This is a genomic window from Pseudomonas sp. Pseusp3, assembly GCF_047304225.1.
Classification (GTDB): Bacteria; Pseudomonadota; Gammaproteobacteria; order Pseudomonadales; family Pseudomonadaceae; genus Aquipseudomonas; species Aquipseudomonas fluorescens_CD.
In genome coordinates this window covers 40900-59853 of the sequence record NZ_JBGLYV010000015.1, presented here as the reverse complement: position 1 = coordinate 59853, position 18954 = coordinate 40900, and the positions used below count along the sequence as shown (strand labels likewise).

General features: G+C 60.4%; 20 protein-coding genes. 13 read left to right on the top strand and 7 right to left on the bottom strand.

The window, feature by feature from the left end; all coding sequences use genetic code 11:
* Nucleotides 1-37 precede the first annotated feature (37 nt).
* The gene (pyrE, locus tag ACCD00_RS07660) at nt 38-682 is read right to left on the bottom strand and encodes an orotate phosphoribosyltransferase (protein ID WP_007954442.1); all 645 of its coding nucleotides are present in this window, start codon (nt 680-682) and stop codon (nt 38-40) included.
* 82 nt (nt 683-764) lie between these two features.
* Between pyrE and ACCD00_RS07655 the strand changes: the two genes are divergently transcribed.
* Nucleotides 765-1544 carry an exodeoxyribonuclease III gene (locus ACCD00_RS07655; protein WP_003229491.1) on the top strand — a complete coding sequence of 260 codons (780 nt, stop codon included), beginning with the start codon at nt 765-767 and terminating at the stop codon, nt 1542-1544.
* A gap of 160 nt (nt 1545-1704) precedes the next feature.
* Here ACCD00_RS07655 and ACCD00_RS07650 read toward each other — a convergent pair whose 3' ends face one another.
* Both ACCD00_RS07650 and rph read right to left on the bottom strand, forming a co-directional pair.
* Nucleotides 1705-2073 (bottom strand): DUF4870 domain-containing protein, encoded by a 369-nt coding sequence (locus ACCD00_RS07650; RefSeq protein ID WP_413423327.1) that lies wholly within the window; start codon nt 2071-2073, stop codon nt 1705-1707.
* A gap of 28 nt (nt 2074-2101) precedes the next feature.
* Nucleotides 2102-2824 (bottom strand): ribonuclease PH, encoded by a 723-nt coding sequence (gene rph, locus ACCD00_RS07645; RefSeq protein ID WP_057395880.1) that lies wholly within the window; start codon nt 2822-2824, stop codon nt 2102-2104.
* A gap of 268 nt (nt 2825-3092) precedes the next feature.
* Between rph and ACCD00_RS07640 the strand changes: the two genes are divergently transcribed.
* The 6 genes from ACCD00_RS07640 to ACCD00_RS07615 all read left to right on the top strand — a co-directional run bounded on the left by ACCD00_RS07640 (nt 3093) and on the right by ACCD00_RS07615 (nt 8399).
* Nucleotides 3093-3956, top strand: coding sequence for a YicC/YloC family endoribonuclease (locus ACCD00_RS07640; RefSeq protein WP_413423325.1), 864 nt, complete (start codon nt 3093-3095; stop codon nt 3954-3956).
* 12 nt (nt 3957-3968) lie between these two features.
* Entirely contained in the window at nt 3969-4589 is a 621-nt protein-coding gene (gene gmk, locus ACCD00_RS07635) for a guanylate kinase (protein WP_003229498.1), read from the top strand.
* 167 nt (nt 4590-4756) lie between these two features.
* Nucleotides 4757-5020, top strand: a complete 264-nt coding sequence (gene rpoZ, locus ACCD00_RS07630) for a DNA-directed RNA polymerase subunit omega (RefSeq protein ID WP_007921129.1) — start codon at nt 4757-4759, stop codon at nt 5018-5020.
* 57 nt (nt 5021-5077) lie between these two features.
* Nucleotides 5078-7183 carry a bifunctional GTP diphosphokinase/guanosine-3',5'-bis pyrophosphate 3'-pyrophosphohydrolase gene (gene spoT / locus ACCD00_RS07625; protein ID WP_085723649.1) on the top strand — a complete coding sequence of 702 codons (2106 nt, stop codon included), beginning with the start codon at nt 5078-5080 and terminating at the stop codon, nt 7181-7183.
* Nucleotides 7184-7210: 27 nt separating this feature from the next.
* The gene (locus tag ACCD00_RS07620; protein WP_003229509.1) at nt 7211-7591 is read left to right on the top strand and encodes a RidA family protein; all 381 of its coding nucleotides are present in this window, start codon (nt 7211-7213) and stop codon (nt 7589-7591) included.
* Between the two features lie 67 nt (nt 7592-7658).
* A complete protein-coding gene (locus ACCD00_RS07615; protein ID WP_413423321.1) occupies nt 7659-8399 on the top strand; it encodes a hypothetical protein in 741 nt (246 codons plus the stop codon).
* A gap of 141 nt (nt 8400-8540) precedes the next feature.
* Here ACCD00_RS07615 and ACCD00_RS07610 read toward each other — a convergent pair whose 3' ends face one another.
* Nucleotides 8541-9398, bottom strand: coding sequence for an NAD-dependent epimerase/dehydratase family protein (locus ACCD00_RS07610; RefSeq protein WP_413423319.1), 858 nt, complete (start codon nt 9396-9398; stop codon nt 8541-8543).
* A gap of 188 nt (nt 9399-9586) precedes the next feature.
* Between ACCD00_RS07610 and exbB the strand changes: the two genes are divergently transcribed.
* The 6 genes from exbB (at nt 9587) to ACCD00_RS07580 (ending at nt 16483) form a co-directional block, all read left to right on the top strand.
* Complete coding sequence (exbB, locus tag ACCD00_RS07605) at nt 9587-10552, top strand: tonB-system energizer ExbB (protein ID WP_413423317.1); 966 nt, start codon at nt 9587-9589, stop codon at nt 10550-10552.
* 6 nt (nt 10553-10558) lie between these two features.
* Nucleotides 10559-10987 carry a TonB system transport protein ExbD gene (exbD, locus tag ACCD00_RS07600; RefSeq protein WP_103395949.1) on the top strand — a complete coding sequence of 143 codons (429 nt, stop codon included), beginning with the start codon at nt 10559-10561 and terminating at the stop codon, nt 10985-10987.
* The gene (locus ACCD00_RS07595; protein WP_057395887.1) at nt 10984-11733 is read left to right on the top strand and encodes an energy transducer TonB; all 750 of its coding nucleotides are present in this window, start codon (nt 10984-10986) and stop codon (nt 11731-11733) included. The genes exbD and ACCD00_RS07595 overlap by 4 nt, the downstream gene beginning before the upstream one ends.
* Before the next feature lie 253 nt (nt 11734-11986).
* On the top strand, nt 11987-12916 hold the full coding sequence (locus tag ACCD00_RS07590; protein ID WP_111283035.1) for a hydrogen peroxide-inducible genes activator: 930 nt from the start codon (nt 11987-11989) through the stop codon (nt 12914-12916).
* Between the two features lie 9 nt (nt 12917-12925).
* Nucleotides 12926-15001: an ATP-dependent DNA helicase RecG gene (gene recG / locus ACCD00_RS07585; RefSeq protein WP_413423315.1), complete on the top strand. Its 2076-nt coding sequence runs from the start codon at nt 12926-12928 to the stop codon at nt 14999-15001.
* 78 nt (nt 15002-15079) lie between these two features.
* Entirely contained in the window at nt 15080-16483 is a 1404-nt protein-coding gene (locus tag ACCD00_RS07580) for an aminoacyl-tRNA deacylase and HDOD domain-containing protein (protein ID WP_413423313.1), read from the top strand.
* 154 nt (nt 16484-16637) lie between these two features.
* Here the strand turns inward: ACCD00_RS07580 and ACCD00_RS07575 are convergent, their stop codons facing one another.
* The 3 genes from ACCD00_RS07575 to ACCD00_RS07565 form a co-directional block, all read right to left on the bottom strand.
* Nucleotides 16638-17009 carry a helicase gene (locus ACCD00_RS07575; protein WP_413423311.1) on the bottom strand — a complete coding sequence of 124 codons (372 nt, stop codon included), beginning with the start codon at nt 17007-17009 and terminating at the stop codon, nt 16638-16640.
* 302 nt (nt 17010-17311) lie between these two features.
* The gene (locus tag ACCD00_RS07570; RefSeq protein WP_413423309.1) at nt 17312-18217 is read right to left on the bottom strand and encodes a leucine-rich repeat domain-containing protein; all 906 of its coding nucleotides are present in this window, start codon (nt 18215-18217) and stop codon (nt 17312-17314) included.
* 390 nt (nt 18218-18607) lie between these two features.
* Entirely contained in the window at nt 18608-18883 is a 276-nt protein-coding gene (locus ACCD00_RS07565; protein ID WP_003213368.1) for an HU family DNA-binding protein, read from the bottom strand.
* Nucleotides 18884-18954 lie beyond the last annotated feature (71 nt).

The window sequence follows — 18954 nt, the reverse complement described above, 5'->3', positions numbered from 1 at the left end:
TCGAGCGTCGACCGGCTGCTCCTACAAGGCCAGCGTGTTAAACGCCGAACTGGGCGCGGTAGGCTTCCACGGCTGGCAGGTGCTGCTTGAGCTGTGGATCGTCTGCCAGGAATTCCAGCACCTGGTTCAGCGAAACGATGCTGATCACCGGTATGCCGAAGTCACGCTCGACTTCCTGGATCGCCGACAACTCGCCGTTGCCGCGTTCCTGACGGTTCAGGGCGATCAGCACGCCTGCCGCCTTGGCGCCGTCCTGGGAGGCGATGATCTGCATCACTTCACGAATCGCCGTGCCAGCGGTGATCACGTCGTCGATGATCAGCACTTCACCGGTCAGCGGTGCGCCAACCAGGCTGCCGCCTTCGCCATGGGCCTTGGCTTCCTTGCGGTTGAAGCACCATGGCAGGTCACGGTTGTGATGCTCGGCCAACGCCACCGCAGTGGTCGCCGCCAAAGGAATGCCTTTGTAGGCTGGGCCAAACAGCACGTCGAAGGGAATACCACTTTCGGCAATGGCGGCGGCGTAGAAACGACCCAGCTGCGCCAGGGCCGAACCCGAGTTGAACAGGCCCGCGTTGAAGAAGTAAGGACTGGTGCGCCCGGACTTCAGGGTGAACTCACCGAAGCGCAAAACGCCGCGATCGATGGCAAAACGGATGAAATCGCGCTGATACGCTTGCATGAAAAAAACCCCAAATACCACGGATTTAGCTAATTAGCTTGACGCCGTGTATCATACACGCACGCGATTTTTGGGGCCATTTATGCGGATCATCAGTGTGAACGTCAATGGTATTCAGGCTGCAGTCGAGCGTGGTTTGCTCAGTTGGCTGCAAGCACAGAATGCCGACGTCATCTGCCTGCAGGACACCCGTGCCTCCGCCTTTGAACTGGATGACCCAGCCTTCCAACTGGATGGCTACTTCCTTTATGCCTGCGATGCTGAAGTCCCTGCCCAAGGCGGCGTGGCTTTGTATTCGCGGCTGCAACCGAAGGCTGTCATCAGCGGTCTCGGTTTCGAGACGGCCGACCGCTACGGGCGCTACCTGCAAGCAGATTTCGACAAAGTCAGTATTGCCACCTTGCTGCTTCCTTCGGGGATGAACGGCGATGAGGACTTGAACCAGAAGTTCAAGCTCATGGACGACTTCGGCAAGTACCTGGACAAGCAGCGGCGCAAACGCCGCGAGTACATTTATTGTGGCTCGCTGTACGTGGCGCAGCAGAAGCTGGATATCAAGAACTGGCGTGACAGCCAGCAATCTCCGGGCTTCCTGGCACCTGAACGTGCCTGGATGGACGAGATTGTCGGCAACATGGGTTATGTCGACGCCCTGCGGGAAGTCAGCCGCGAAGGCGACCAGTACAGCTGGTGGCCGGACAACGAACAGGCGGAGATGCTCAACCTCGGTTGGCGCTTCGACTATCAACTGCTGACCCCGGGCCTGCGCCGCTTCGTACGCAGCGCACGCCTGCCACGCCAGCCGCGGTTCTCGCAACACGCGCCGCTGATCGTGGACTACGACTGGACGCTGACCATTTAAGCGTCAGATGCAGAAAAGCCGACAGCGATGTCGGCTTTTTTGTGGGTGCTGATTTGCCTTTCTGTAGGAGCGAGCTTGCTCGCGATGGTGTGTCAGCCACATTGGTGTCAACTGATGCACCATCGCGAGCAAGCTCGCTCCTACAAGGGATCGGCGGTGATTATTTGATCAATCGCCAGGTGAATGGATACCGGTAATGGAAACCCTCATTGGCTTTCACCCCGGCGATGATGGTCAATACCAACGCACCAATGGCGATCAGGCCAAACAGGAAGAAACCGATAATCACCACCATCAGCAGGAAGCAGATCGCCGAGGCGATCGCGACGCTGATCTGAAAATTCAACGCTTCCTTGCCCTGGGCATCGATAAACGGGTCCATCTCGCGCTTCATCTGCCAGAGAATCAGCGGGCCGATGATCGTGCCGAACGGAATCCAGATCCCCAGCAAGGCGGACAAGTGACAAAACATGGCCCACTGACGCGCCTCTTGGCTCGGCGTGGGCAGCGGCAGTTGCTCGTCACTCATGGTGTCCTCCTTGTCTGGAGCAGCCCGGTCAGTCGGCCAGGGCGGCCTTTTGCAGTTCGAAGATCTCGTTCATGCCTTTCTTGGCCAGTTCGAGCATGGCGTTCAGCTCTTCAGGCTGGAACGGCGCGCCTTCGGCAGTGCCCTGGACTTCGATGAAACCGCCAGCGCTGGTCATCACCACGTTCAGGTCAGTCTCGGCGGCCGAGTCTTCCAGGTAGTCGAGGTCGAGCACCGGCTCGCCCTTGTACATGCCCACGGAAACAGCGGCGATCATCTGTTTGACCGGGTCGCCGCCTTTCAGGCCGCCACGCTTCTTGATGACTTTCAAGGCATCGATCAGTGCAACCATGGAGCCGGTGATCGAAGCAGTGCGAGTGCCGCCATCAGCCTGGATCACATCGCAGTCGACGTACAGGGTGATGTCGCCCAGCTTGGACATGTCCAGCGCGGCGCGCAGGGAGCGACCGATCAGACGCTGGATTTCCAGGGTACGGCCGCCCTGCTTGCCACGGCTGGCTTCACGCTGGTTACGTTCGCCGGTAGCACGCGGCAGCATGCCGTACTCGGCAGTCAGCCAACCCTGGCCCTGGCCTTTCAGGAAACGCGGTACGCCCGGTTCAACGCTGACGGTGCAGATGACCTTGGTATCACCGAACTCGACCAGCACAGAACCCTCGGCGTGTTTGGTGTAGTTGCGGGTGATGCGGATCGAGCGGAGCTGATCGGCAGCGCGACCACTTGGACGTATCATAGGGAATACCTGTACTGGGGACGGAAAACTGCGGAGCATTATAGAGCCGACGGCCGCCACTGGGCACTTCTAAAAAAATCCGCCGACGACCGATGGCTCTGTACCGCGCGTCGGCGAAGGCCTGCCGCTCTTTGTCACACCCTGTGTTTGGGCGCATCCGCGCCACTGCGCTACAATCCTGCGCCTTTGCTGCCAGTCGGCTTTAATTCATTGATATCGGATTGCCGGAACCTCGGTTCTGTGCCGATCCGCATTGCGAGGTACCGCCATGGTGCACAGCATGACCGCCTTCGCCCGCGTCGAAAAAGCCGGCGTCCAGGGCACCCTGAGCTGGGAACTGCGGTCGGTCAACAGCCGCTACCTGGAGCCCCACCTGCGCCTGCCGGAGTCCTTTCGCGACCTCGAGGGCGCTGTTCGTGAAGCCCTGCGCCAGGGTGTATCGCGGGGCAAGCTCGAATGCACCCTGCGCTTCACCGAAGAGAACACCGGCAAAGCACTGCAAGTCGATCAGGAGCGCGCCGCGCAACTGGTCGCCGCTGCCGAGACCATCGCCAGCCTGATCAACAACCCGGCAGCGCTGAACCCGCTGGAGGTCCTGGCCTGGCCCGGCGTACTGGTTGGCGACGCCACCGACCCACAAGCCCTGAACGCAGAAGCGCTGGCACTGTTCAATCAGGCTCTCAAAGAACTGAAGGCCGGCCGCGAGCGCGAAGGCGCGGAGCTGGCTCGGCTGATCAACGAACGCCTGAGCTCCATCGAAGAAGACGTGGTCACCTTGCGCGAACTGGTCCCGCAGATGCTCGCCACCCAGCGCCAGAAAGTCCTCGACCGCTTCGCCGACATGAAGGCCGAGATGGATCCGCAGCGCCTGGAGCAGGAAATGGTCATGCTCGCGCAAAAAAGCGACGTCGCCGAAGAACTGGATCGCCTGAGCACTCACATCATCGAAGTTCGCCGGGTGCTCAAATCCGGCGGCGCTGCCGGTCGGCGCCTGGACTTCCTGATGCAGGAACTCAACCGCGAAGCCAACACACTGGGCTCCAAAGCCTTCGACCCGCGCAGCACCCAGGCTGCGGTCAACCTCAAGGTGTTGATCGAGCAGATGCGCGAACAAGTGCAGAACATTGAGTAAGGCTACCCCGACATGACCCACAGCACCGGCACCCTGTACATCATTTCCGCCCCTTCGGGCGCGGGCAAGAGCAGTCTGGTCAAGGCCCTGACCGACGCCAATCCGGAGATTCGCGTATCGATTTCCCACACCACCCGTGCCATGCGTCCGGGTGAAGTGGACGGCGTGAACTATCACTTCGTGACCCGCGAAGAGTTCGTGAAGATGGGCGAGCACGGCGACTTCCTCGAACGCGCCGAAGTCTTCGGCAACTTTTACGGTACCTCGCAAAGCCGCCTGCAGCAGACACTGGACGAAGGTCACGACCTGATCCTTGAAATCGACTGGCAAGGCGCCGAGCAAGTGCGCAAGCTGATGCCGCAGGCACGCTCGATTTTCATTCTGCCGCCGTCGCTCCAGGCCTTGCACCAGCGCCTGACCAACCGCGGTCAGGACAGCGACGAGATCATCGACGGCCGGATGCGTGAAGCCGTCAGCGAGATGAGCCATTACGTCGAATACGACTACCTGATCATCAACGACGATTTCGCCCATGCGCTGGACGATCTGAAGGCGATTTTCCGCGCCAATCAGCTGCAGCAGAAACGCCAACAGGTGCGTTTCGGCAAATTGCTGGCTGAATTGCTCGGTTAATCAGCTCTTCCCAAAACCGTTGCAAGGGCTTTACATTGGCACTTGCAGCGCGTTGAAGGGCTTGGTCAAAAAATCAGCGCTTCCCTAATCGCTGGTGATTTTTTAAACTGTTGAGTCCGCTCGCCCATCCGGGCAGCGCGCATATTGCATTTGCTACGAGGAAGACCATGGCCCGCGTAACCGTTGAAGACTGCCTAGAACACGTGGATAACCGCTTTGAGCTGGTCATGCTCTCTACCAAGCGTGCCCGTCAACTGGCCACCGGCGGCAAAGAGCCGAAAGTAGCATGGGAAAACGACAAGCCTACCGTCGTCGCCCTGCGCGAAATCGCTGAAGGCCTGATCGACTACGCAGCTATCGCCGAAGCCGAAATCGTTGAAGATGAACCGCTTTTTGCTGCATTCGAGGACGAGTCCAACGAGGCCGTCTAAGCCTATGCCTGGTCGACGTGGCACGGCGCGGGATCACAGCTTGTGGCAGGAGACATCATGCCGAGCATAGACGCCCTCGCCGATCGCTTATCGGCCTACCTCGGCAAGGACCAGGTCAACCTGGTCCGCCGAGCGTATTTCTACGCTGAACAAGCCCACGACGGCCAACGCCGCCGTAGCGGCGAAGCGTACGTCACGCACCCACTCGCGGTTGCGAATATTCTTGCCGACATGCACATGGACCATCAGAGCCTGATGGCTGCGATGCTGCATGACGTGATCGAAGACACCGGCATTGCCAAAGAGGCGCTGCAAGCGCAGTTCGGCGAAACCGTGGCCGAACTGGTCGACGGGGTCAGCAAACTGACCCAGATGAACTTCGAGACCAAGGCCGAAGCCCAGGCTGAAAACTTCCAGAAAATGGCCATGGCCATGGCCCGCGACATTCGCGTGATCCTGGTCAAGCTGGCCGACCGCCTGCACAACATGCGCACCCTGGAAGTGCTGTCCGGCGAAAAGCGCCGGCGCATCGCCAAGGAAACCCTGGAAATCTATGCGCCCATCGCCAACCGGCTGGGCATGCACGCCATCCGCATCGAGTTCGAAGACCTCGGCTTCAAGGCCATGCACCCGATGCGTTCCGCGCGGATCTACCAGGCCGTCAAACGCGCCCGGGGCAACCGCAAGGAAATCGTCAACAAGATCGAAGAGTCCCTGAGCCACTGCCTGGCCATCGATGGCATCCAGGGCGAGGTCAGCGGTCGCCAGAAACACCTCTACGGCATCTACAAGAAAATGCGCGGCAAGCGTCGGGCCTTCAACGAGATCATGGACGTCTATGCGTTCCGGATCATCGTCGACAAGGTCGATACCTGCTACCGCGTGCTGGGTGCTGTACATAATTTGTACAAACCATTGCCGGGACGCTTCAAGGATTACATCGCGATCCCCAAGGCCAACGGCTATCAGTCGCTGCACACCACGCTGTTCGGCATGCACGGCGTGCCGATCGAGATCCAGATCCGCACCCGCGAAATGGAAGAGATGGCCAACAACGGCATCGCCGCCCATTGGCTGTACAAATCCAGCGGCGACGAGCAGCCCAAAGGCACCCATGCCCGCGCCCGTCAGTGGGTCAAGGGCGTGCTGGAAATGCAGCAACGCGCCGGCAACTCGCTGGAATTCATCGAAAGCGTGAAGATCGACCTGTTCCCGGACGAGGTCTACGTGTTCACGCCCAAAGGCCGGATCATGGAGCTGCCCAAGGGCTCCACGGCGGTCGACTTTGCCTACGCGGTGCATACCGACGTCGGCAACAGCTGCATTGCCTGCCGGATCAATCGTCGTCTCGCGCCGCTGTCCGAACCGCTGCAAAGCGGCTCCACGGTCGAGATCGTCAGTGCTCCCGGCGCGCGGCCGAACCCGGCCTGGCTCAACTTCGTGGTCACCGGCAAGGCGCGCACACACATTCGCCATGCACTGAAACTGCAACGTCGCTCCGAGTCCATCAGCCTCGGCGAACGCCTGCTGAACAAGGTCCTCAACGGTTTCGACAGCGCGCTGGAAAAAATCCCGGCCGAGCGCGTCAAGGCCATGCTCGTCGAGTACCGCCTCGAACTGATCGAAGACTTGCTGGAAGACATCGGCCTGGGCAATCGCATGGCCTATGTGGTGGCCCGCCGACTGCTGGGCGAGGGCGAACAGTTACCAAGCCCGGAAGGCCCGCTGGCGATTCGCGGTACCGAAGGCCTGGTGCTCAGCTACGCCAAGTGTTGCACGCCGATCCCGGGCGACCCGATTGTCGGCCACCTGTCCGCTGGCAAAGGCATGGTCGTGCACCTGGACAACTGCCGCAACATCAGCGAAATCCGCCACAACCCGGAAAAATGCATCCAGCTCTCGTGGGCCAAGGATGTCACCGGCGAATTCAACGTCGAGCTGCGCGTCGAGCTGGAGCACCAGCGCGGCCTGATCGCCCTGCTGGCCAGCAGCGTCAACGCCGCCGACGGCAACATCGAGAAAATCAGCATGGACGAACGCGATGGTCGCATCAGCGTGGTCCAGTTGGTGGTCAGCGTGCACGACCGCGTGCACCTGGCCCGCGTGATCAAGAAACTGCGCGCCTTGACCGGGGTGATTCGAATCACCCGCATGCGTGCGTAGCAATCCATCCATTACAAGGAGTCATTCATGACCAAGACTGTTATCACCAGCGACAAGGCCCCGGCCGCCATCGGTACTTACTCCCAGGCGATCAAGGCTGGCAACACCGTTTACATGTCGGGTCAGATTCCTCTGGACCCAAAAACCATGGAACTGGTCGAAGGCTTCGAAGCCCAGACCGTCCAGGTGTTCGAGAACCTCAAGGCCGTGGCTGAAGCCGCTGGCGGTTCGTTCAAGGACATCGTCAAGCTGAACATCTTCCTCACCGACCTGAGCCACTTCGCCAAGGTCAACGAGATCATGGGCAAGTACTTCGACCAGCCTTACCCTGCCCGCGCCGCCATCGGCGTAGCAGCCCTGCCAAAGGGTTCGCAGGTTGAAATGGATGCCATCCTGGTCATCGAGTAATCCGTGCGGCGCAGCCTCGGGCTGCGCCGACTGCTCTGCTGTAAAGAAAGCTTGAAAGGATTCCACCATGCGCAACGCGCTTGCTCTCTCGCTGCTCGCCCTGTTCCTGGGCGGATGTGCCAGCAACCCTGCCGATCGTGATATCAGCGGCACCTGGATCAACCAGGTGGCGATCGATGCTGCAGCCAAAGGCGTCCCCCTGCGTGAAGCGCTCCAGGCCTATGGCCCGAACCTGGAATGGGACATCAACACCAAGGCCAGCCAGGCCCGCTACACCAACGGTTTTGAAAACGTCGAAGGCAAGCTGCTGGGTGAAGAATCCGGCGCCTGGAAAGTCGACTTTTATGGCAGCTCGGCCAGCGAACTGAAGCGTGACGGCAAGCAACTGAGCCAGTCTGCCAGCGACAACGAGCCCGAGCAGGTTTTCGATCGCGCCGCGACTCCGGTACCGGATGGCGCTCCGATCGGTGCCAGTTTCGAGCGCGCACTGTATTCAGCGTACATGGGCGGTGGCTGGACAATCGTCAGCGGCCCCGGAGAAGGCAGCACGGTTCAATTCCAGGCCGACGGCCAGGTGAGCGGCCTGCCAGGCAGCGATCGTTATGCGTTGTGCCTGGCCGGCGATTGCGCATCCATGAGCGGCGGCAATGACAACATGTGGCTGCAACTCAATGGCCAGGGCAACGCCTGGATCTTTGCGCGCAAGGGCAAAGAGCTGGAGATTTTCCAAGCCGTGAACACGGCACAGGCGGACGAGATGCCCTCGTTCACCCCGGGCGAGCGCAAGTGGTTGCTGGAAAAGCAGTAACCCTGATCTGACTGCAAAGAAGATTTAATGTGGGAGCGGGCTTGCTCGCGAAAGCGGTGTATCAGTCGACATCAACGTTGAATGATAAATAGCCTTCGCGAGCAAGCCCGCTCCCACATTTTGGTTTCTGGTGACTGTAAGTCAGCAGCGGCCTTCTAGAATCGCCGCATACCCCTCGCGGAAGCTTGGATAATTCGGCGCCCAGCCCAAGGCTTTGGCCCGCGCATTAGTGCAACGCTTGCTGCCGGTGCGACGTACGCTGGCGTCGTCGTCCCACTCGGTCACGCCCAGATACCCGCGCAACCAGTTCACCACATCGGCCAGCGCCGCCGGCTCGTCATCGACGCCGATGTAGACATCATCCAGTGCCACCCCACGCCGATCCGCCTCAAGCAGGCACGCCATCAACCCTGCGGCATCGTCCGCATGAATCCGATTGGCATACAACGGTGGCTCGACCGCCACGCGATAACCCCGGCGTACCTGCGTCAGCAGCCATTCACGGCCGGGGCCGTAAATGCCGGTCAAGCGCACGATACTGGCCGGAATGCCGCTTTTAAGGGCAAGTTGCTCGGCTTCGAGCATCACACGTCCGGAATAGCCCGCCGCCACGGCTGGCGAAGCCTCGTCGACCCATTCGCCATCCTGCTGTCCGTAAACACTGCTGCTGGAAACGAACAACAGGCGGTTGGGCACCTGTCCGTAGTCGTTCAGCCACTCCAGCACATGCTCCAGGCCCTGGACATAGGCAGCACGGTAACCGGCTTCATCGTGATCGGTGGCCGCCGCGCAATACACCAGGTAATCCACGGCACCGACCGGCCAGGTGTCCGGGCAGTCTTTGTTGAACAAGTCACCGGCAACGCCGATGACGCCCACGGGCAGACGTGAAACGTCGCGCCGCAGACCCTGGACCTCCCACCCTGCCGCCAGCAGTTGTGTAGCCAGGCGGCTGCCGACATCACCGCAGCCGGCGATCAAAACAGTAGGCGCAGACATCAGAAAACTCCCATCGCAAAGCCACAGACTAGCGCCGGCCATAGACAGGCGGCTAGCAATGCAGGAAAAAAAGAGACGCTATTACTTCTGTTAACAAGAATTACTTGCAATAATGCGCCCCACTTTTGTTCTCGGCCTTTCGAGGCCTGGAAGAACATCACCCGTTTATTCTCTCAGGTCCGGCCAGCATGACACGCAATCAATTCCCCGCTTCGCCAACCAAACGACCTCGCGCCTGGAGCGCGGTGGCCGCCCTGCTGCTCAGCCTGATGCTGGCACCGGTTGCCGCTTTCGCTGACGCCCAGGCACCGGCCACTCCAGCTGTCGCAGCCGCCGCTCCTGCCGACCACACAGTCCCGGCCGTGGCGCCTGCCGCCACCGACCCGGCCCAGGCTGCGGACACCCTTGGCGAAGACGTTCCTGAGGTCCTCGAAGCCGACAACACGCTGGGCATGGCCCATGACCTGTCGCCGTGGGGCATGTACAAGAATGCCGACATCATCGTGAAAATCGTGATGATCGGCCTGGCCATCGCCTCGATCATCACCTGGACCATCTGGATCGCCAAGGGCCTTGAGCTGATGGGTGCCAAGCGTCGTCTGCGTGGTGAAATCGCCCAGCTGAAAAAATCCGCCTCCCTCAAGGAAGCCAGCGCCACGGCGGCGAAGGAAGGAACCCTGGCCAACCTGCTGGTCCATGACGCCCTCGAAGAGATGCGCCTGTCGGTCAACAGCCGTGAGAAAGAAGGCATCAAGGAACGCGTCAGCTTCCGTCTTGAGCGCCTGGTCGCGGCCTGCGGTCGCAACATGAGCAGCGGCACCGGCGTACTGGCGACCATCGGTTCCACCGCACCGTTCGTCGGCCTGTTCGGTACCGTGTGGGGCATCATGAACAGCTTCATCGGCATCGCCAAAACCCAGACCACCAACCTCGCCGTCGTGGCTCCCGGCATCGCCGAAGCCCTTCTGGCGACCGCGCTGGGTCTGGTCGCGGCGATTCCTGCGGTGGTGATCTACAACGTGTTCGCCCGCTCCATCGCCGGCTACAAGGCGCAGGTGTCCGATGCTTCGGCGCAAGTCCTGCTGCTGGTCAGCCGCGACCTCGATCACCAGCCTGAGCGCAGCTCGCAACCGCACATGGTGAAAGTGGGGTAATCGGCCATGGGCCTGCATTTGAAAGAAGGGGCAGACGACGATCTGTCCGAAAACCACGAAATCAACGTCACGCCGTTCATCGACGTGATGCTGGTGCTGTTGATCATCTTTATGGTGGCGGCGCCGCTGGCCACCGTGGACATCAAGGTCGACCTGCCCGCCTCCACCGCCAAACCGGCACCGCGGCCAGAAAAACCGGTGTTCCTCAGCGTCAAGGCTGACCAACGCCTGTTCCTCGGTGAAGACGAAGTGAAGGCTGAAGCACTCGGCGCCACGCTCGACGCCAGAACCCAGGGCAAGAAAGACACGACGATCTTCTTCCAGGCCGACAAAGGCGTGGATTACGGCGACCTGATGAGCGTGATGGATAACCTGCGCTCGGCGGGTTACCTGAAGGTCGGTCTGGTCGGTCTCGAGTCGGCAGTCAAGAAATGATCACGACGCGCCATAAGCTGACGCGTTACAGCGGTAGCCTGGCCGTGGTGCTGGGCGTTCACGCGCTGGCCATTGCACTGGCGCTGAACTGGTCCACCCGTCCGCCCATCGAATTGCCTCCTCAGGCAATGCTGGTCGAACTGGCACCGGTTCCGGCCCCGCCACCGCCTGCTCCGCCGAAGGTCGTCACCCCTGTGCAGCCACCGGCTCCGGTTGAAGAACTGCCGATACCCAAGCTCGCTGAAGCGCCGAAGGCTGAAATTGCCGTGCCCAAGCCCGTCAAGCCAAAGCCGAAGCCGCAGCCGCCCAAGCCGGTAGAGAAGAAACCCGAACCGCCGAAGGAAAAACCGGCCGAAGAAAAACCGGCCGAAACGCAACAGACTCAGGCGCCAACGGAGAAATCCGCCCAGCCTGCCCCGGGTCCGTCGCCGGCTCAACTGGCAGCCAAGGCCAGCTGGCAAGGCACGCTGCTGGCACACCTGCAGAAGTACAAAAAGTACCCTGCCAGTGCACAGGCGCGGGGCAAGGAAGGGATGAACCGTCTGCGTTTCGTCGTGGATGCCGAAGGCAATGTGTTGTCGTTTGAACTGGTAGGCGCCTCGGGCACTGCCGATCTGGACCGGGCCACCCTGGAAATGATCCGCCGCGCTCAACCGCTGCCCAAGCCACCGGCCGACATGCTGACCAATGGCTCCATCGAAATCGTTGCACCGTTTGTGTATTCGCTGGAAAAACGCCGGCGGTAAAAATGTGGGAGCGGGCTTGCTCGCGAAGAGGCCGACACATTCAACATCCATATTGTTTGGCACACCGCTTTCGCGAGCAAGCCCGCTCCCACATGGTCACGCTTCAACCTTAAAAGGCACCGAAAGGTGCCTTTCGCTTATCTGCCAGCGGCAAACCGGTATTACCCGGTGTCACGCGACACTCTCAGTCTGATAACGTGCGTCTATCGATTGCAGCCGGTATGCTTGGCCCGCAACTTCATGGACGCTTGCTATGACCCTCACAGAATTACGCTACATCGTTACCCTCGCCCAAGAGCAGCACTTCGGCCACGCGGCCGAGCGTTGCCACGTCAGTCAGCCGACCCTTTCGGTGGGCGTGAAAAAGCTTGAAGACGAACTCGGTGTGCTGATTTTCGAGCGCAGCAAAAGCGCCGTGCGCCTGACGCCGGTCGGCGAAGGCATCGTCGCCCAGGCTCAAAAGGTACTGGAACAAGCCCAGGGCATCCGCGAACTGGCCCAGGCCGGCAAGAACCAACTGACCGCCCCGCTGAAAGTCGGCGCGATCTATACCGTCGGGCCATACCTGTTCCCGCACCTGATTCCGCAACTGCACCGGGTAGCCCCGCAGATGCCGTTGTACATCGAAGAAAACTTCACCCACGTGCTGCGCGACAAACTGCGCAACGGCGAGCTCGACGCGATCATCATTGCCCTGCCGTTCAGCGAAGCCGACGTGCTGACCCTGCAACTCTACGATGAGCCGTTCTACGTGCTGATGCCGGCCCAGCACCCGTGGACGCAAAAAGAGTCCATCGACGCCAGCCTGCTCAACGACAAGAGCCTGCTGCTGCTCGGCGAAGGTCACTGCTTCCGCGACCAGGTGCTGGAAGCCTGCCCGACCCTGACCAAAGGCAACGACGGCGCCAAGCACACCACGGTGGAATCCAGCTCCCTGGAAACCATTCGCCACATGGTCGCGTCCGGCCTGGGCATTTCGATCCTGCCGTTGTCCGCGGTCGACAGCCATCACTACGCCCCTGGCGTGATCGAAGTGCGCCCGTTGTCGGCACCCGTACCGTTCCGCACTGTGGCCATTGCCTGGCGCGCCAGCTTCCCGCGCCCGAAAGCGATTGAAATCCTCGCCGACTCCATTCGCCTGTGCTCGGTGGCCAAGCCAGCGGCGCAAGCCGCTGTGGGCTAAGCAACGGTCATGAGCGAGTTGTCGCAAGTGTCGGTGACGGCACTCAAGGGTGTCGGTGAAGCCATGGCCGAGAAACTGGCCAAGGTCGGTCTGGAAAATCTCCAGGACGTATTGTTTCACCTGCCCCTGCGCTATCAGGATCGCACCCGCGTGGTCCCGATCGGCGCGTTGCGACCCGGTCAGGATGCGGTCATTGAAGGCACCGTCAGCGGCGCTGATGTGGTCATGGGGCGCCGGCGCAGCCTCGTGGTTCGATTGCAGGATGGTACCGGGGGCTTGAGCCTGCGCTTCTACCATTTCAGCAACGCGCAGAAAGAAGGCCTCAAACGCGGCACGCGGATTCGCTGCTACGGCGAAGCGCGGCCCGGTGCTTCGGGGCTGGAGATCTACCACCCGGAATACCGCGCCATCAACGGCGACGAGCCGCCGCCCGTGGATGAAACCCTGACCCCGGTGTACCCGCTCACCGAAGGCCTGACCCAACAGCGCTTGCGCCAGTTGTGCATGCAGACCCTCACCCTGCTCGGCCCGAGCAGCCTGCCCGACTGGCTGCCGAACGAACTGGCCCGGGACTACCAACTGGCGCCGCTGGCCGATGCGATTCGCTACCTGCACAACCCGCCCGCCGATGCCGACGTCGATGAACTGGCCCTCGGTCACCACTGGGCGCAACACCGCCTGGCCTTCGAAGAACTGTTGACCCATCAACTGTCGCAACAGCGCCTGCGCGAAAGCATGCGCGCCCTGCGTGCGCCAGCGATGCCCAAGGCAACGAAGCTGCCAGCCAAATACCTGGCCAACCTCGGCTTCAACCCGACCGGCGCCCAGCAACGGGTCGGCAACGAAATCGCTTACGACCTCAGCAAGCACGAACCGATGCTGCGGCTGATCCAGGGTGACGTCGGCGCCGGTAAAACCGTGGTCGCCGCACTCGCCGCGCTGCAAGCGCTGGAGGCCGGTCATCAAGTGGCCCTGATGGCGCCCACCGAGATTCTCGCCGAGCAGCACTTCATCACCTTCAAGCGCTGGCTCGAACCGCTGGGCATCGAAGTCGCGTGGCTCGCCGGCAAGCTCAAGGGCAAGAACCGCACGGCCGCGCTGGAGCAAATCGCCAACGGCACGCCGATGGTGGTTGGCACTCATGCGCTGTTCCAGGATGAAGTGCAATTCCAGAACCTGGCGCTGGTGATCATCGACGAACAGCACCGCTTCGGCGTGCAGCAGCGCCTGGCCTTACGGCAGAAGGGTGTTGGCGGACGCATGTGCCCGCACCAGTTGATCATGACCGCCACGCCGATTCCGCGCACGCTGGCCATGAGCGCCTACGCCGATCTCGACACCTCGATCCTCGACGAATTGCCTCCCGGCCGAACGCCGGTGAACACCGTGCTGATCACCGATACCCGACGGGTCGAAGTCATCGAGCGGGTACGCAGCGCTTGCGCCGAAGGGCGTCAGGCCTATTGGGTTTGCACCCTGATCGAAGAGTCGGAAGAGTTGACCTGCCAGGCCGCCGAAACCACCTTTGAGGACCTCACCGCCGCCCTCGGCGAGCTGAAGGTCGGGCTGATCCACGGCCGTATGAAGCCTGCGGAAAAAGCCGCGGTAATGGCCGAATTCAAGGCCGGCAACCTGCAACTGCTGGTCGCGACCACGGTGATCGAAGTGGGTGTCGACGTGCCCAACGCCAGTTTAATGATCATCGAGAACCCCGAGCGCCTGGGCCTGGCGCAACTGCACCAGTTGCGCGGCCGCGTAGGCCGGGGCAGTGCAGTCAGCCATTGCGTGCTGCTCTACCATCCGCCGCTGTCGCAGATCGGTCGTCAACGACTGGGTATCATGCGCGAAACAAACGACGGCTTTGTCATCGCCGAAAAAGACCTGGAACTGCGCGGCCCCGGCGAAATGCTCGGCACGCGCCAGACCGGCCTGCTTCAATTCAAGGTCGCCGACTTGATGCGCGATGCCGATTTGCTGCCCGCCGTGCGGGATGCTGCCCAGGCTTTGCTCGAGCGCTGGCCGACCCACGTCAGCCCGCTACTCGATCGATGGCTGCGTCATGGCCAACAATACGGCCAGGTGTGACAACCTTCACGGTTTCTGAGGCGTGGCCCCAAGCAAGCTGGTTATACTCCCGCAATTGTTTAAGTACGGATACAGACCATGACCGAAGTTGCCTTCGCACCCGACGCCCCGCACGCTCCGTCGGTTATTCGGCTGATGCTGGGCAAGTTGGGCATTGCCTACGAAGAAGTGCTGGACCATCACGGCCTGAATGCCGCGCGCAAAGTGCAGGCCGTTCTGCTGGATGACAGTGTCGGCGCGTTGATGGTGCTGTTTGCGCAGAGCCAATTGCTGGACCTCAATCGCCTCACTGAACTCACCGGTCGCCGCCTCACCGCCGTACCCACCGAACGCCTGACAAAAATGCTCGGCAAGCACAACCTCAGCTTGCTGCCGGGTCTGCCGGCGCTGACCAGTTCACCGTGCCTGTACGACGAAAGCCTGCTGCGCGAGCCGAAGTTGCTGATCAACTCCGGTGAGCCGGGCGTGCTGCTGGAAATCTCCAGCGAAGACTTCAAGACGACCATGCTGACCAAGGCCAGCGCCGCCAACTTCGGCGAAAACCTGACCAGCATTCGTCCCAACCTCGACCGCCCCGATGACGACCGCGAGGAAATCACCCAGGCCGTCCAGGCGTTCACCGCGCGGCGCATCCAGCAACGTCTGGAAGCGACCATCGAGATTCCGCCGCTGGCCGAAACCGCGCAAAAAATCATCAAACTGCGCGTCGACCCCAACGCCACCATCGACGACATCACCAGCGTGGTCGAAACCGACCCGGCGCTGGCCGCACAAGTGGTGAGCTGGGCGGGATCGCCGTACTACGCCTCGCCGGGCAAGATCCGTTCGGTGGAAGACGCCATCGTGCGCGTGCTGGGCTTCGACCTGGTGATCAACCTCGCACTGGGCCTGGCCTTGGGTAAAACCCTGAGCCTGCCCAAGGACCACCCGCAACACTCCACGCCGTACTGGCAGCAATCGATCTACACCGCCGCCGTCATCGAAGGCCTGACCCGCGCCATGCCGCGCGCCCAGCGTCCGGAAGCCGGCCTGACCTACCTGGCCGGCCTGCTGCACAACTTCGGCTACCTATTGCTGGCACACGTGTTCCCGCCGCACTTCTCGCTGATCTGCCGCCACCTGGAGGTCAACCCGCACCTGTGCCACAGCTTTGTGGAACAGCACCTGCTGGGCATCAGCCGCGAACAGATCGGCTCATGGCTGATGCGCTACTGGGACATGCCCGAAGAGCTGGCCACCGCCCTGCGCTTCCAGCACGACCCGGCCTACGACGGCGCCTACGCCGAATACCCGAACCTGGTCTGCCTGTCGGTGCGCCTGTTGCGCAGCCGTGGCATCGGCTCCGGCCCCGACGAAGACATCCCCGACGCCCTGCTCGAACGCCTTGGCCTGAGCCGCGAAAAAGCCAACGACGTCGTCAGCAAAGTCCTCGAAGCCGAAGTGCTGCTGCGCGAACTGGCTTCGCAATTCACTCAAGGCTGAAAAGCATCGCGAGCAGGCTCGCTCCCACAAGGATCACCAAAACCTTGTAGGAGCGAGCTTGCTCGCGAAAGTCGTCAACGATGACGCGTGCATCCTGGATAACCGCGGGGGGCTTGAGTTTCTCGTCGGAACGCCGCCCGGAGCAAGCTCGCTCCTACACCTTCTTCGGCTTCAAATACTTGGTCAGCCCCTGGAACCAGATCACCAGCGCCGGATTGCCCCTGATCTGAATCGACTTGTCCTGAATCCCCGTCATGAACGCCAGCTGCTTGTTCTTCGCCTGCATCGTGGCAAAGCCGTATGCGGCGTCTTTAAAGGCAATCGCAAACGCTGGCTCGGCATGCACACCCGATTGGCTGGTAATGCGCTGGTCCTTCACGCGGAAATGCCGCGCCACTTTCCCGTCCAGGGTCTGCAGCTGAAACACCAGGTCCTTGTCACCCAACTGCTGCTGAAACGCCGGATTGGTCCGGCTGGCCTTACCCATCAACAAACCCAGCATCCACAGCAGAAAACGAAATTTCATGCGCACAGCCTCAGAAGGAAAATGAACGGCGATGGCAGTGTAACGGCAAAAACATAGAACGCCACCATCCGCTTTATTTTGCAGAAGATGCTGCCGCTTTTGACGCCGATGACTACCAAGTCATTGACGAAGCTTCTACACAAGAGACTTCGCAAGGCTGTATTTTCCCCCTCGTCTACGCATTACCAGGAGCGCCGACGCCCCTTCCAGGTTAATGAGCCGTGCGCGGTGAACGCTGTCGCGTTCTTGCGCACGGCTTATGTCAGGTCACTTCATCCGTTAGCCAAAAGACCGGTTGGCCGTTACGCGGTCACCGTGTAGCGATAACTCACATTGGTCAGCCGCCCATGAATAGCCAGCATCACCTCGGACATGCCTGGCGTGTGTGTCGGCAAATGTACATAGCGCAGGTTTTCATCCAGATACGCATCTGGACTGCCCACGATTTGGACACCGCTCGGTTCATACAGGACGTCACCCGGCGTCTGGGCCTGCACAAATATTTCAGGCAGCCTGATGGGCAGCGAACTGTTTTGCGCCACATTGCCCAACTCAATAATGCCCAAGGCTTGATTGCGGATATTGATGGTGGTGGTCGAAGGCATGGCATTCAAGACGGTCAGGTCTTCAAACCCGTTGCTCTGAACCAACAGGTTTTTGAGGGCGGTCAGTCTGGCAAAGGAATCCGGCAGTTTTCCGCACAGGTTATTGTTATTGCCCACGTCAAAGCGTTCCAGTTTTGTCAGGTTGCCGATCGACTCCGGAATACCGCCTCTCATGATGCCCAGCGGCGATTGAGAACTCAGGTTCAGGTTGACCAGGCTTTCGAGATTTCCGATCCAGTCCGGAATTGATTTGAGTGCACAGTTGATGAAGTACGCCGACTTCAACTTTGCCAACGTCCCGAAGTCTTCAGGCAGACGAGTGATAACTTGGCGCTCTATCATCACGTCCTCCAAGTTGCGCAGGTTTCCAATACCTCGCAAGCTGGTGAATTTCAACGGCTCCCCGCCCAGTACTCTCAACGCCGTCACTTTATCCAGCATGTCCTGCGTTACCGTGTCTTCGATAGTCACCGGCGCGCCCGTGGCCGCTGAAATATGCACGGCCGCCACGCGCGCAAATGAAATGTCGTCAAAGAGAGCCTTGATCGGCGCCGGGATTCTCACAGGGGTAAAAGCCTTTGCCGTTGCAGTGTTCGAGGTCATGTCAGTCACCTTGCCAGTGTTTAAGGAGACTCTTTTATAAAACATCGGCCGTCCGCCTTTAACTGTCATAACTGACAGTTGCCAAGACCAATTTAGAATAATCTTGAGCCGAGCGACGGAGGGAACGGCATTTATCGCCCTCCCTAAAATTCAAGAAATTTTGTCGCTTCGGAAAGCGTAATTTAAATCACACTAAGCCACCGGCATGGACTGACGATCTCGAAAACGATCATTTTCGAGAAACCATCGTGAGAAAAAACGCCGCGACCATTTGAGCGAACCGGAAATGGTGACTATGACTGCCAAACAAAAATGGGCACCCAACCTTGGTTGGCGTGCCCATTTTTTATTCCGCTCCCCGCTACGCGGGTTAGGGAAAAGGATTACGGATTACGGATTAACGCTATCTTTCAACGATTTCCCAGGCTTGAAAGCAACGGTGTTGCTGGCCTTGATTTTGACGGGTTCACCGGTTTGCGGGTTTTTGCCGGTGCGGGCACCGCGATGGCGTTGCAGGAAGGTGCCGAAGCCCACGAGCGTTACGCTGTCTTTGCGGTGCAGGGCACCGGTGATTTCTTCAAGAACGGCGTTGAGAACGCGGTTGGCTTGTTCTTTGGTGAGGTCTGCTTTTTCAGCAATGGCTGCGGCGAGTTCTGGTTTACGCATATGAGTGAAGCCCCTTTGACGGTTTGTTGTTGTTATGTCCGTGCTGCCCTCTGCGGAGCAGCGCCAAAAGC